Genomic DNA, 13,368 nt, shown 5'->3' on the forward strand with positions numbered 1-13,368 from the left:
AACCCATCTCGAAACCAGTTTATTCCCGGTTTTCGTGCCTGCCGCGAAAAAAAGTCGGGAATAAAAAGCATGGCCTCGCAGTACCGCAAATGAGTCATTCACTCGCGAGGAGAATCATGCAAAACAGTCTGAAATGTCTGAAGCGGCGCGATTTCCTGCGCCTGGCGGCCGTCGGCGGTGCGGCATTCGCGTCGGCGTTGCCCGGCTTCTCGTATGGACGCGACGATGATTTCTACTTCGTCCAGTTGTCGGATGCTCATTGGGGCTTCGAAGGCCCCGGCGTGAATCCCGATTCGAAAGGCACGCTGCCGAAGGCGATTGCCGCCGTCAACGCGCTGCCATCGCCGCCCGATTTCGTGATCTTCACGGGCGACCTGACCCACACCACCGACGACACCGCGCTGCGCCACGAACGCATGCGTCAGTTTCAGGAAATCATCGCGCAACTGAAGGTGAAGCCGCTTTACCTGATGCCGGGCGAGCACGACGCGAGCCTCGACGCGGGCGCGGCGTACAAGGAGCACTTCGGGCAGACGCACTACACGTTCGATCACAAGGGCGTGCATTTCATTACGATCGACAACGTGTCGGACCCGGCGGGCCGCGTCGGCGAGCAGCAGATCGCGTGGCTTGCAGCCGATATCGACAAACAGCCGCAGGACGCACGCATCGTCGTCTTCACGCACCGGCCGCTGTTCGATCTCGCGCCGCAATGGGACTGGGCGACGCGCGACGGCGGGCAGGTGATCGACGTGTTGAGCCGGCGCAAGAACGTGACCGTGTTCTATGGCCACATCCATCAGGAGCATCACATGGTGACGGGCAACATTGCGCATCACGCGGCGCGCTCGCTGATGTTCCCGCTGCCGGCTGCGATGTCGCAGCCCAAGAAGCTGCCGGTGCCGTGGGACGCGTCCGCGCCGTATCGCGGGCTGGGCTGGCGGCAGGTGCAGGTCGCGAGGCCGTCGGGCGCGCTCGCGCTCGATGAAATGCCGATCAAGACGTCATAACGGGGAGACCAACATGCAGACGTTTGCCGTCGACAGGAAGCGACGCCGCATTTTCACGCTCGCCGCGATGGGCGCGGTGCTGGCCGTCGCGGGCCATTTCGACGCGCGAGCCGCCGAGCCGCGCGTCATCAAGGTCAGTGCGCGCAGGTTCGTATTCACGCCGAATCAGATCAAGCTCGCGCCGCATGAGAATGTTGTGTTTGAGCTGACCGCTCTGGATACGGTGATGGGGTTCGCGATTCCGCAGTTCAACGTGCGGGCGGATGTCCCGCCTGGGGCTGTGGTGCGCGTGCCGGCGCAGGCTGGACCGGCTGGGACTGTCGATTTTTTGTGCGATATTTTTTGTGGGTCAGGGCATGAGACGATGAGTGGGACGATTGTGGTTGGATAGGGCTTTGTTTGTTTTGTAGGTGGTTCGCTTGGGTCTTCGATGGCATCCGCGATGCGTTTTGTTTTTGCCAAGGTTGGTGTTCGCTGGCATCCGCGTTTTGTCTTCGTGCTTCACGCGTTGCCCGTGTGCGTTTGCCTTTTCACTGGCATCCGCGTTACGGTGTTTGCTGCGCGGGCTCCGGCGCGGTGTGTTTGCCTTTGCGCTGGCATCCGCGCTTTGTTAGCGTGCTTCACGCGTCGCCCCTGTGCGGGGCGGCACCTACTTTTCTTTGCCGCCGCAAAGAAAAGTAGGCAAAAGAAAGCGGCTAACACCGCCAACATCTCTTCCCGCCTGAGGGACCCCAACCGGTCCCTTACTTCACGCGGCAACTTCTCGGTTCAAGTTCGTTGCCAGCGCTCTTGCGGTGCGCCTCACCCACTTCACGCTCCCGCGTTTCAGCATGCCTTGCCAGATAGTCCACCGCCGCCCAGGTGGCAAACTGTGTGTCGGCCCAAGTGCTCCACACGCCTCACTTCGGACCCGATAGCGCACGCGTTCCTCCATGTAAGCGCGCCAGGCTATACGGCGCGACAACCTACACACAGTTTGCCACCTGGGCGGCACATACCATTCGCTGCCGCTTGCCCGAGTACGGGTATTCGAAGCGGCTGAAGCGTTCATTCGAAGCGTTGGCAACGCACGCAAACAGAAAGGCTGCCGTGTGAAGCGTAAGACCAGTTGGGGGCCCTCAGGCAGGAAGAAGAATTGGCGGTGTTAGCCGCTTTCTTTTGCCTACTTTTCTTTGCGGCGGCAAAGAAAAGTAGGTGCCGCCCCGCACAGGGGCAACGCGTGAAGCACGCTAACGTAACGCGGATGCCAGTGAAAACGCAAAGCCACAGGGGCGACGCCTGAAGCACGAAGGCATAGCGCGGATGCCACCGCAAAGGCAAGAACACCGAATGGCAACGCCCGCGGCGCCACAAACGCCCAACCGCAAAAAACACCAAAACCCTCCCGCCGCAAGGCAAAAAACCAAATCACCCCGCATTGACCCAGTAATCAGGCCGCGCATAAACCTCTTTCAGATAATCAATGAAATACCGCACTTTGGCAGGCACATACCGCTGCTGCGGATAAACAGCAAGAATGTCGTAATCCGGCAGCGCATATTCATCGAGCACGGTCTCGAGCTCGCCCCTTGCGAGTTGCTGATCGATTTCCCATGTCGAACGCCAGCCGAGCCCGAGCCCTTCGGACACCCAGCGGTGCAGCAGCTCGCCATCATTGCAATCGAGCGTGCCACCGACACGCACCGTCGTCAGCTTGCCATTGCGCCGGAAGTACCAGCCGCGGTTCTGCCCGCCTTGCAGATTGAACGCGAGGCAATTGTGAGCCGGCAGATCCTCGAGCGCCTTCGGCTTGCCATGCTTGCGGAAGTACTCAGGCGTCCCGCACACGACGCGCCGGTTCGTCGCCAGCTTGACGGCCACAAAGTTCGGATCGACCGCGCCACCGATGCGAATCGACAGATCGTAGCCCTCGCGCACCAGATCGACGACGCGGTCGGTCAGATTGAACGAAACCTGTAATTCGGGCTTGTCCTTCAGAAATTCGGGCGCGAGCGGCGCAACATGTTTACGCCCGAACGCGGCGGGCGCCGACACGATCAGATGCCCGTTGACAGAACGCCGTCCCGCCATCAACTCGTTTTCCGCCTGATCCCATTCGCTGAGCAGGCCGCGGCAGCGTTCGAGAAACGCCGCGCCCTCTTCGCTGACCACCAGCCGGCGCGTCGAACGGTACATCAGCTTGACGCCGAGGCGCTTTTCGAGCGCGTCGATCCGGCGTCCGAGAATCACGGGCGACACACCCTCTTCCAGCGCCGCCGACGCCAGGCTGCCCGCGTCCGCGACGCGCACGAACGTTTCAATCTGTTTAAAGCGATCCATTTTTCGTCTCCAGGTGCTGTGGCACGGGCTTCTCGCCGCAACGCGCCCCACTGGGCGTCCCACCCGCATTCCATACTTTTTGTTTTGGAATAAGCGACCGTGAATGATCTTATCAAACCTTAGATGCAGTCTTAAAGTGTGTCTAACACCCATCCGCTTTACAGACTTCCAGGAGACATTCATGGCCAAGATGAGAGCCGTCGACGCAGCGGTGCTCGTGCTCGAAAAAGAAGGCATCGACACGGCATTCGGCGTTCCGGGCGCCGCCATCAATCCGTTCTACTCGGCCATGCGCAAGGCAGGCAACATCAGTCACGTGCTGGCGCGCCACGTCGAAGGCGCATCGCACATGGCGGAAGGCTATACGCGAGCAGCGCCGGGCAATATCGGCGTGTGTATCGGCACGTCGGGCCCCGCCGGCACCGACATGATCACGGGCCTCTATTCCGCCTCCGCCGATTCGATCCCCATTCTCGCGATCACCGGCCAGGCGCCGCGCGCGCGTCTGTACAAGGAAGACTTCCAGGCCGTCGATATCGAATCGATCGCCAAGCCCGTCACGAAGTGGGCCGTCACGGTGCGCGAACCGGCTCTGGTGCCGCGGGTGTTCCAGCAGGCGTTCCATCTGATGCGCTCGGGCCGCCCTGGTCCCGTGCTGGTCGACCTCCCCATCGACGTGCAGCTGGCCGAGATCGAGTTCGACATCGAGACCTACGAGCCGCTGCCCATCTACAAGCCCGCCGCGACGCGCAAGCAGATCGAAGCCGCGCTCACGCTGCTCAACGACTCCGCGAAGCCGCTGATCGTCTCCGGCGGCGGCGTGTTGAACGCTGCCGCTGAAGATCTGCTCGTGCAGTTCGCCGAAACGATCGGCGTGCCCGTGATCCCGACGCTGATGTCGTGGGGCGCGATTCCCGACGATCACCCTCTGATGGCCGGCATGGTCGGCCTGCAAACGTCGCACCGCTACGGCAACGCGACGATGCTCGCCTCCGACTTCGTGCTCGGCATCGGCAACCGTTGGGCGAACCGTCACACGGGCAGCGTCGAGGTGTACACGAAGGGCCGCAAGTTCGTACACGTCGATATCGAACCGACGCAGATCGGCCGCGTGTTCGGCCCGGATCTCGGCATCGTGTCCGACGCGAAGCTGGCGCTCGAACTGTTCGTCGAAGTCGCGAAGGAATGGAAGGCTGCAGGCAAGCTGAAGGACCGCGGCGCGTGGGTCGAGGAATGCCAGGAACGCAAGCGCACGCTGCAACGCAAGACGCACTTCGAGAACGTGCCGATCAAGCCGCAGCGCGTGTACGAAGAGATGAACAAGGTGTTCGGCCGCGATACGTGCTACGTGAGCACGATCGGTCTGTCGCAGATCGCTGCCGCGCAGTTCCTGCACGTGTTCAAGGCGCGCAACTGGATCAACTGCGGCCAGGCGGGCCCGCTCGGCTGGACGATTCCGGCAGCGCTGGGCGTGCGTGCCGCTGATCCGCAGCGCCCCATCGTCGCGCTGTCGGGCGACTACGACTTCCAGTTCATGATCGAAGAACTGGCCGTGGGCGCGCAATTCAAGCTGCCGTACGTGCATGTGGTCGTGAACAACTCGTATCTGGGCCTGATCCGCCAGGCGCAGCGCGCGTTCGACATGGACTTCTGCGTGCAGCTCGCGTTCGACAACATCAACGCGCCGGAACTCGAAGGCTATGGCGTCGATCACGTCGCGGTGGCGGAAGGCCTCGGCTGCAAGGCGATCCGCGTGTTCAAGCCGGAAGAGATCAAGCCGGCGCTGGAAAAAGCGCAGTCGATGCTCTCCGAGTACAACGTGCCCGTGATCGTCGAAGTGATTCTCGAGCGTGTGACGAACATTTCGATGGGCGCCGAGATCGACGCGATCAACGAGTTCGAGGATCTCGCCGTGACGCGCGCCGATGCGCCGAGCGCCGTCAGCCTGCTCGACTGATTGCCGTACCCGCCTCATCCGGGCGGACGCGTTTCCAGCGAAACGCATCCGCCCGCGCCGTGCTGTTCAATTTGACCGACCAGAGAGAAAAAGCAACATGCCGAAATTTGCCGCGAATCTCACGATGCTGTTCAACGAAGTCCCGTTCCTCGACCGCTTTGCAGCGGCCGCCGACGCGGGCTTTGACGCCGTCGAATTTCTGTTCCCGTACCCGTATCAGATCGCCGAGTTGTCCGAGCGGCTCGCGCAGAACAAGCTCAAGCTCGTGCTGCACAACCTGCCCGCCGGCAACTGGGAAGCAGGCGAACGCGGGATCGCTTCGTTGCCGGATCGCGTCGGCGAGTTTCAGGAAGGCGTGGGCCGCGCGATCGAGTACGCGAAGGCGCTGAAGGTACCGCAACTGAACTGCCTCGTCGGCATTCCGAAGGGCGTCGATGCCGACAAGGCGCGCGCGACGATCGTCGATAACCTGCGTTTCGCCGCTGCAGCGTTGAAGAACGAAGGCATCCGGCTGCTCGTCGAGCCGTGCAACTCGTACGACATTCCGGGCTTCGCGTTGAACCGCTCGTCGGAAGGTCTCGACGTGATTCAGGCCGTCGGCTCCGACAACCTGTTCCTGCAGTACGACATCTATCACATGCAACGGATGGAAGGCGAACTCGCCGCGACGATCAAGAAGAACTTCGCGCAGATCGCCCACATCCAGCTCGCCGACAACCCGGGCCGCAACGAACCGGGCACGGGCGAAATCAATTATCCGTTCCTGTTCGATCTGCTCGATTCGCTCGGCTATCAGGGCTACGTCGGCTGCGAGTACAAGCCGCGTACGACGACGGCGGAAGGCCTCGGCTGGCTGGAGAGCGTCGCGGGCGTGAAGCGCGCTCATGCCTCCGCCTGATATCGGCGCCTGATTGCAACGACACACGAGCACATTTCGAACCTTATTTACTGGAGACTCATTCAATGGCAAAGATCGGTTTCATCGGCCTCGGCATCATGGGCGCGCACATGGCGCGCAATCTCATCAAGGGCGGCCATACGCTGTTCGTCAATGGCGCGTACCCGGTGCCGGAAGATCTCGCCAAAACGACCACGTCGGTTGCTGATTCGACGGCTGTTGCGCAGGCGGCCGACATCGTCGTGATCATGGTGCCCGACACGCCCGACGTCGCGAACGTGCTGTTCGCCGATGACGGCGTTGCGAAGGGCCTGACGAAGGGCAAGCTCGTGATCGACATGAGCTCGATCTCGCCGCTCGACACACAGGCGTTCGCGAAGAAGATCAACGAACTGGGTTGCGACTATCTCGACGCGCCCGTCTCCGGCGGCGAAATCGGCGCACGCGATGCGACGCTGACGATCATGGTCGGTGGTCCGCAAAAGTCATTCGATCTGGCCAAGCCGCTGTTCGACCTGATGGGCAAGAACATCTCGCTGATCGGCGACAACGGCGCGGGACAGACCTGCAAGGTGGCAAACCAGATCATCGTCGCGCTGAACATCGAAGCGGTCGCGGAAGCGCTGTTGTTCGCGGCGCGTTCGGGCGCCGATCCGGAGCGCGTGCGCAAGGCGTTGATGGGTGGCTTCGCGTCGTCGCGGATTCTCGAAGTGCATGGCGAGCGCATGACGAAGCGCACGTTCAACCCGGGCTTCCGGATCGAGCTGCACCAGAAGGACCTGAACCTCGCGCTCGATGGCGCGCGCAAGCTTGGCATCGCGTTGCCGCATACGGCCAGTGCCCAGCAACTGTTCAGCGTGTGCGCGGCGAACGGCGGCAAGGCATGGGATCACTCCGCGATGGTTCGCGCGCTCGAAATCATGGCGAATTTTGAAGTCGCGCAGGCGCCTGCTGCTGATCAGAAAGCGGCTTGAGCGAGCCTGTAGCGCTTTAATGCAATGACGGCTGCCGTGTGCGAATCACGGTGGCGCACAAGTGGGGCGCCTGGTCCGGCGCGCGGCACGCATCGGATTGGGCAAATCATGTCGCTCTGGGCTGAGAGCGGCAAGTGGGGTCCGCAGCGGCACCCGGCGATGACGGGGAAGCCTTGGTCGGTCAGACGTCATCGTCGGGTGTCCTGCTGTGGTTTGGTTTTTTTTGTCTGCGACGCGTTGGTGTGGTGTGCCTGTTTTTGCGCTGGCATACGCGTTGCGGTGTTTGCCATTCGCGCGTTGTACCTGTGCATTTGCCTTTTCGCTGGCATCCGCGCTTTGTTAGCGTGCTTCATGCGTTGCCCCTGTGCGGGGCGGCACCTACTTTTCTTTGCCGCCGCAAAGAAAAGTAGGCAAAAGAAAGCGGCTCACACCGCCAACATTTCTTCTTGCCTGAGGGCCCCCAACCGGTCCCTCACTTCACACGGCAACCTGCTTGTTCGTGTTCGTTGCCAACGCTCTAATCCAGCGCATCACCCACTTCACACCCCCGCGTTACAGCACGCCGTGCCAGATATTCCTCCGCCGCCCAGGTGGCAAACTGTGTGTAGACCGTAGTGCCACACACGCCACACTTCGGACCGATACCGCACGCTCCACCCTGTAAGAGCGCTACCTTATACGAAGCGACAACCTACACACAGTTTGCCACCTGGGCGGCACATACCATTCGCTGCCGCTTGCCCGAGTACGGGTATTCGAAGCGGGTGAGACGTTCATTCGAAGCGTTAGCAACGCACGTGAACAAGGGTGTTGCCGTGTGAAGCGTAAGACCGGTTGGGGTCCCTCAGGCAAACACAAGAACTGGCGGTGTTAGCCGCTTTCTTTTGCCTACTTTTCTTTGCGGCGGCAAAGAAAAGTAGGTGCCGCCCCGCACAGGGGCGACGCTTGAAGCACGAAGGCATAACGCGGAGGCCAGCGCAAAGGCCAAAACACCAAACGGCAACGCTTGAAGCACGAAGCCAAACCGCGGATGCCATCGCAAAGGCAAACACACCGCGCCGGAGCTCGCGCAGCAAACACCGTAACCCGGATGCCAGCGCAAAAACAGGCACACCACACCAGCACGTCGAAGACAAACAAAAACCTCACCGAAGGCTATGATAAAAAGCCGCCAGATTCGCGATATCGTCATCAGACAGAGGCTTCGCGACCAACGACATCATGTCATTCTGCCGCGCTCCCGACTTGAAGTCCTTCAGCGCCTTAATCAGATAGTCCTCATTCTGCCCAGCCAGATTTGGCGCCTCAGGAATCTTGGCGATGCCATCCATCCCATGACACGCCTGGCACTGCACGGCCTTGGCACGCCCCTTGGCGACATCGGCTGCATTCGCCGCGCAGGCGAACCCTGCAACAACGAACGCAACCACTAGAGGTACCCCAAAAAAGCCCTTCATTTCGCGTACGAAATCCGATAAATCGCGCCAGCATAATCATCCGACACGAGCAACGACCCATCCTGCAACTGCTGCACATCGACAGGACGTCCCATGTACTCACCGTTCGGCGTCAACCAACCTTCCGCGAAAACCTCGGTCTCCCCGACCGAGCCATCGTCCTTGACAGGCGTGTACACGATGCGCGCACCAATCGGCTTCGTGCGATTCCACGACCCATGCTCCGCATCAAAGATGCCGCCCTGATACTTCTCCGGAAACATCTTGCCCGTATAGAACGACATGCCAAGATCCGCCGCGTGCGCAGCGTACTCGACCATCGGGAACACCACGCCCGCAGGCGGCGTCTGGTCCTTGTATTCCTCCGTGCGCACATGTCCGCCCCCATACCATGGGAACCCGAAGTTTGCGCCCGCCTTCGTCGCGTGATTCAGCTCGCCAGGCGGGATGTCATCGCCCATGCCGTCCACCTGGTTGTCGGTGAACCACAGCGACTTGTCCTTCGGATTGAAATCGAGGCCCACTGAGTTACGCACCCCATGTGCATACACTTCGCGATTCTTGCCGTTCTGGTCGAGGCGGATGATGCCCGCGAGTCCATTCTTGTCGAGCTCGGCAAGCTTGTCCTTGGGCGGCACGTTCCACGGCTGGCCGAGCGCGATGTACAGCTTTTTGTCAGGTCCAACACGACAATAACGCGCGCCATGGTTGAAGCTTTCGAACTGCGGCGGAATCAGCTTGCCCTGCGGCACGACCACAGCAGCGGCCACGTCCGGCCCGCCCTCGCCGAAGAACTGCGCGGCGGGGAACGCCAGCACGCGGTTCTGCTCGACGATGTACAGCACGCCATCCGGCGAGAAGCACACGCCGTTGGGCACCTTGAACGTAACGGAACTCGCGAACTGCACGACGTCGTCGGCAACGCGCCGCTTGGTCCGGTCCGTCACCTGCCACACACGATCCTTGCGCGTGCCGACGAACACCACGCCCGTCGACGGCTCGATCGTCATCGCGCGCGCCTCGGGCACGATCGCATACAGTTCGATCTTGAAGCCGGGCGGCAGCTTGATCGCCTTCAGGTTCTCGCGCAGCGCGTCGGCGCGCGCGCCCGTCTGCGGCACCGTTTCGGCTGGTTTCGTGTTGCCCGTGGTCTTGAAGTTCGACAGCGTCTGCACGTTGTCCTGCGCTGCGTACGCGGCGGGCAGGACCGCAAGTGCTGCGCCGATGGCGAGCGGCAAAAGTTTCAGGGATGCGTTCATCGGAGTGTCTCCTGTCATTCTGATGCGGTTTGTTGAACCTGCAACGACGGATACGGGAAAGACATGAACGTAAAGGGTGCATCGTTTGATGACGCCGCAAGCCGTTGCAAGTGCAACGGAACCCGATTGCGATGCCATCTGAAAGCTTACCGTGCGTCGGGCTATTGACTGTTATAGACGATGTTCAGTCAAACGTCTGAACGAATGCCTGCCACGCGGCACCCGCGAAGCAGGCTTCCAGGCGAGGGAATGTCAGCGAGCGACGCGTTATATCCGCGAGGAACGATCGCGTCGTCTTGTGATGCGGAAGGAATCAGTACGTATCGAAGACTTGTTGCAACGCAACCGGCGTCGCATGGCCTGCCGCGAGCGCGAGCATCAGCAGCACGCGCGCCTTGTACGGATTGAGCGCGCCTGCCGTAACGAAGCCGAGCGCATCGTCGGCGGCTGCGCCATTGCGCATCACGTGCCCCGAACCGACACGCGACGACCGCACGATCGCGACGCCCTTGGCCGCCGCTTCGGCGAGCGCCGTCTGCACGGTCGAGTGAATCGAGCCGTTGCCCGTGCCCGCGACGACGATGCCCTTCACGCCCGCTGAAACAAGCGCATCGACGGCCACGCGCGACACGCCCGCATAGCTCGTCACGACTTCGACCAACGGCCATGCCGCGCTGTTCGAATCGATCACGAACGGTGTCGCGCCCGTATGCGGCCGCACGACGCTGCGTTGAAACTCGACGCGCCCATCCTGCACCCAGCCGAGCGCACCGATTTCCGGTGACTGAAACGCATCGACGGCATACGTGCTCGTCTTTACGACGTCGCGTGCGCTGTGAATGCGGTTGTTGAACGCGACCAGCACGCCCTGCCCGCACGCTTTGGCGTTGCCCGCGACGATCACGGCGTTGAGCAGATTCAGCGGGCCATCGGCCGACAACGCCGACGATGGCCGCATCGCCGCCGTCAGCACGACGGGCTTGTCGCTCTTGACGCTCAAATGCAGCAGATAAGCGGTTTCTTCGAGCGTATCGGTGCCGTGCGTGACGACTACGCCGTCGACTTCATCGGAGGCCAGCAGCGTATTGATGCGCTGCGCGAGCGTGCTCCACAACGCGAGCGCCATGTCCTTGCTGTCGACGCTCGCGACCTGTTCGGCCTGCACGTTCGCAACAGCAGCCAGCGACGGCACAGCGGCAAGCAACTGCCCGACGCCAACGACGCCAGCCTGATAACCCGAAGTATTGGTCGCGTCGGGCGCGGCGCCCGCGATTGTGCCGCCCGTCGCAAGCACGGCGATGCGCGGCAGCGCGCGCGATGCAGAAGTAGAGGTATTCATGGCGGCGATTGTAAGCGATGCGCACGCCGCCGCCATCGATGAAAACGCGAGCCTCTAGATGAAGCTCGCGCGCAAAACACCCGTTATCAGGCCGCTTCGCGCAACTGACTCGCGATATCCGCTTCATGCAGTTGCGGCGCGAACATCTCGATCAGCCGGTACGCATAGGCACGCAGGAACGCGCCCTTGCGCAAGCCGATGCGCGTCGTGCTCGCTTCGAACAGATGCTGCGTGTCGAGCGCGACGAGTTCGGTATCGCGCTTCGGATCGAACGCCATCGCGGCCACGATGCCGATGCCCATGCCGAGTTCGACGTAGGTCTTGATCACGTCGGCGTCGATGGCCGTCAACACGACGTCGGGCAGCGCGCCCACCTTCGCGAATGCCTGGTCGATGTGCGAGCGGCCCGTGAAATCCTGGTCGTACGTGACGATCGGGTATTCGGCGATCTCTTCCAGCGTGATGTTCTCGCGGCCCACCAGCGGATGCCCCTTCGGCACGACCACGACGTGATGCCACGAATAGCACGGGAACGTAACGATGTCGGGATAACGGTCGAGCGCTTCCGTCGAGATGCCGATGTCGGCCTCGCCGTTGATGATCATCTGCGCGATCTGCTGCGGGTTGCCCTGGCGAAGCGCGAGATGCACCTTCGGAAAAACCGAAGTGAACTGGCGCACCACCTTCGGCAGCGCGTATCGCGCCTGCGTGTGCGTCGTCGCGACGACGAGGTGGCCGTTGTCCTGATCCGCATACTGGCGCGCAACACGGCGCAGGTTCTCCGCGTCGAGCAGCATGCGTTCGATCAGCTGATGCACCGCCTTGCCCGGCTCCGTCAGCCCCGTCAGACGCTTGCCGCGTCGAATGAAAATATCGACGCCCAGTTCGTCTTCGAGATCCTTGATCTGCTTCGAGACGCCCGACTGCGACGTGTACAGCACGTTCGCGACTTCCGTCAGGTTCATGTTCTGCCGCACGGCTTCGCGCACGAAGCGCAACTGCTGGAAATTCATATCGATGTCTCCGGTTCGGCCAGAGTAGGTTTGTTGTTCAATGCCTGGGTTGAAATGCGCTCGGCGCGCCGTTCAATGTGCAGGGAATACACGCAACGCGCGCGGCACGGCCGTCACGCCGTCGCCGACAGCAAGCTGCAACTCGCGCCATGCTTCGCGATCCAGTTCCGCTTCGAGCACGTGACCTGCGCGCCCTTCGAGCTCGACACGCACCGAGCCACCCAGCGTCACCACGCGCCGCACGCCGACGACGATGCCGTCGCGATGCCCCGAAGCCTGCGGATACAGCACGAGATCGTGCGGACGCACATAAGCGAACGCGGGCCCCTGGAAATTCGCTTCGATCGCGATCGGCTGCGCGGCGCCATCGACGACGAACCCCCTGCCGTCGACGCTGCCATGCAGCCGGTTCGCCGCGCCGAGAAACTCGTAGACGAACGAGGTCTGCGGATGATCGTAGACGTCTTGCGGGCTGCCCACCTGCTCGACGTGCCCGTGGTTCAGCACGACGATACGGTCCGCGACTTCTAGCGCTTCTTCCTGGTCATGCGTGACGAAGATCGTCGAGATATGCAGGTCGTCATGCAGACGGCGCAGCCAGCTGCGCAGTTCCTTGCGCACCTTCGCGTCCAGCGCGCCGAACGGTTCGTCGAGCAGCAGCACTTTCGGCTCGACGGCCAGCGCGCGCGCCAATGCGATACGTTGCCGCTGACCGCCCGACAGTTCCGACGGATAGCGCTGCGCGAGCCAGTCGAGTTGCACGAGCTTCAGCAGTTCATGCACTTTCTCGCGGATCACGGCTTCGGACGGGCGCTCCTTGCGCGGCTTCACGCGCAGCCCGAACGCGACGTTCTCGAACACCGTCATATGACGGAACAGCGCGTAATGCTGGAACACGAAGCCGACGTTGCGCTCGCGCGCGCCCACTTCCGCGACATCCTGGCCTTGCAGCACGACCTGGCCCGCGTCCGCGTATTCGAGGCCCGCGATGACGCGCAGCAAGGTGGTCTTGCCACAGCCCGAAGGTCCAAGCAGAGCGACGAGTTCGCCCGGCGGAAAATCGAGCGAGACGTTGTCGAGCGCGGTGAAATCGCCAAAGCGCTTTTGCAGATTGCGTACGGTGATGCCCATCTTTGACAACT

At 61.9% G+C, this 13,368-nt stretch carries 11 protein-coding genes; 5 read left to right on the plus strand and 6 right to left on the minus strand.

What is annotated here, in order from left to right:
- The first annotated feature begins 116 nt into the window (after window positions 1-116).
- Both C2L65_RS08805 and C2L65_RS08810 read left to right on the plus strand, forming a co-directional pair.
- Window positions 117-1,010, plus strand: coding sequence for a metallophosphoesterase family protein (locus C2L65_RS08805; protein WP_042310186.1), 894 nt, complete (start codon window positions 117-119; stop codon window positions 1,008-1,010).
- 13 nt (window positions 1,011-1,023) lie between these two features.
- Window positions 1,024-1,401 carry a cupredoxin domain-containing protein gene (locus C2L65_RS08810; protein WP_042310185.1) on the plus strand — a complete coding sequence of 126 codons (378 nt, stop codon included), beginning with the start codon at window positions 1,024-1,026 and terminating at the stop codon, window positions 1,399-1,401.
- Window positions 1,402-2,417: 1,016 nt separating this feature from the next.
- On the opposite strand, the gene C2L65_RS08815 is transcribed toward C2L65_RS08810, so the two are convergent.
- The gene (locus tag C2L65_RS08815; RefSeq protein ID WP_007745410.1) at window positions 2,418-3,329 is read right to left on the minus strand and encodes a LysR family transcriptional regulator; all 912 of its coding nucleotides are present in this window, start codon (window positions 3,327-3,329) and stop codon (window positions 2,418-2,420) included.
- Between the two features lie 181 nt (window positions 3,330-3,510).
- Here C2L65_RS08815 and gcl point away from each other — a divergent pair, with 181 nt between their 5' ends.
- The 3 genes from gcl (at window position 3,511) to C2L65_RS08830 (ending at window position 7,158) form a co-directional block, all read left to right on the plus strand.
- Complete coding sequence (gene gcl / locus C2L65_RS08820; RefSeq protein ID WP_042310181.1) at window positions 3,511-5,286, plus strand: glyoxylate carboligase; 1,776 nt, start codon at window positions 3,511-3,513, stop codon at window positions 5,284-5,286.
- Between the two features lie 97 nt (window positions 5,287-5,383).
- The gene (gene hyi, locus C2L65_RS08825; protein WP_042310179.1) at window positions 5,384-6,184 is read left to right on the plus strand and encodes a hydroxypyruvate isomerase; all 801 of its coding nucleotides are present in this window, start codon (window positions 5,384-5,386) and stop codon (window positions 6,182-6,184) included.
- A gap of 65 nt (window positions 6,185-6,249) precedes the next feature.
- Window positions 6,250-7,158: a 2-hydroxy-3-oxopropionate reductase gene (locus C2L65_RS08830; RefSeq protein ID WP_042310176.1), complete on the plus strand. Its 909-nt coding sequence runs from the start codon at window positions 6,250-6,252 to the stop codon at window positions 7,156-7,158.
- Between the two features lie 1,145 nt (window positions 7,159-8,303).
- Here C2L65_RS08830 and C2L65_RS08835 read toward each other — a convergent pair.
- The 5 genes from C2L65_RS08835 to C2L65_RS08855 form a co-directional block, all read right to left on the minus strand.
- A complete protein-coding gene (locus C2L65_RS08835) occupies window positions 8,304-8,615 on the minus strand; it encodes a c-type cytochrome (protein ID WP_042310158.1) in 312 nt (103 codons plus the stop codon).
- Complete coding sequence (locus tag C2L65_RS08840; protein ID WP_042310155.1) at window positions 8,612-9,874, minus strand: PQQ-dependent sugar dehydrogenase; 1,263 nt, start codon at window positions 9,872-9,874, stop codon at window positions 8,612-8,614. Before C2L65_RS08840 ends, C2L65_RS08835 begins: the two co-directional genes overlap by 4 nt.
- Window positions 9,875-10,187: 313 nt before the next feature.
- Window positions 10,188-11,249, minus strand: coding sequence for an asparaginase (locus tag C2L65_RS08845; RefSeq protein WP_042310153.1), 1,062 nt, complete (start codon window positions 11,247-11,249; stop codon window positions 10,188-10,190).
- A gap of 50 nt (window positions 11,250-11,299) precedes the next feature.
- Complete coding sequence (locus C2L65_RS08850; RefSeq protein ID WP_042310150.1) at window positions 11,300-12,226, minus strand: CysB family HTH-type transcriptional regulator; 927 nt, start codon at window positions 12,224-12,226, stop codon at window positions 11,300-11,302.
- Window positions 12,227-12,298: 72 nt separating this feature from the next.
- Window positions 12,299-13,357, minus strand: a complete 1,059-nt coding sequence (locus C2L65_RS08855; RefSeq protein WP_042310149.1) for a sulfate/molybdate ABC transporter ATP-binding protein — start codon at window positions 13,355-13,357, stop codon at window positions 12,299-12,301.
- Window positions 13,358-13,368: the final 11 nt, after the last annotated feature.

Origin of the sequence: Paraburkholderia terrae (genome assembly GCF_002902925.1) — a bacterium.
Taxonomy (GTDB): Bacteria; Pseudomonadota; Gammaproteobacteria; order Burkholderiales; family Burkholderiaceae; genus Paraburkholderia; species Paraburkholderia terrae.

Bases quoted from the DNA above. Each gene is read 5' to 3' on its own strand.
- C2L65_RS08840 (WP_042310155.1), bottom strand. From the start codon at position 9,874: ATGAACGCATCCCTGAAACTTTTGCCGCTCGCCATCGGCGCAGCACTT.
- C2L65_RS08810 (WP_042310185.1), top strand. From the start codon at position 1,024: ATGCAGACGTTTGCCGTCGACAGGAAGCGACGCCGCATTTTCACGCTC.
- C2L65_RS08855 (WP_042310149.1), bottom strand. From the start codon at position 13,357: ATGGGCATCACCGTACGCAATCTGCAAAAGCGCTTTGGCGATTTCACC.
- hyi (WP_042310179.1), top strand. From the start codon at position 5,384: ATGCCGAAATTTGCCGCGAATCTCACGATGCTGTTCAACGAAGTCCCG.
- C2L65_RS08830 (WP_042310176.1), top strand. From the start codon at position 6,250: ATGGCAAAGATCGGTTTCATCGGCCTCGGCATCATGGGCGCGCACATG.
- C2L65_RS08845 (WP_042310153.1), bottom strand. From the start codon at position 11,249: ATGGCGGCGGCGTGCGCATCGCTTACAATCGCCGCCATGAATACCTCT.
- gcl (WP_042310181.1), top strand. From the start codon at position 3,511: ATGGCCAAGATGAGAGCCGTCGACGCAGCGGTGCTCGTGCTCGAAAAA.
- C2L65_RS08835 (WP_042310158.1), bottom strand. From the start codon at position 8,615: ATGAAGGGCTTTTTTGGGGTACCTCTAGTGGTTGCGTTCGTTGTTGCA.
- C2L65_RS08805 (WP_042310186.1), top strand. From the start codon at position 117: ATGCAAAACAGTCTGAAATGTCTGAAGCGGCGCGATTTCCTGCGCCTG.
- C2L65_RS08815 (WP_007745410.1), bottom strand. From the start codon at position 3,329: ATGGATCGCTTTAAACAGATTGAAACGTTCGTGCGCGTCGCGGACGCG.
- C2L65_RS08850 (WP_042310150.1), bottom strand. From the start codon at position 12,226: ATGAATTTCCAGCAGTTGCGCTTCGTGCGCGAAGCCGTGCGGCAGAAC.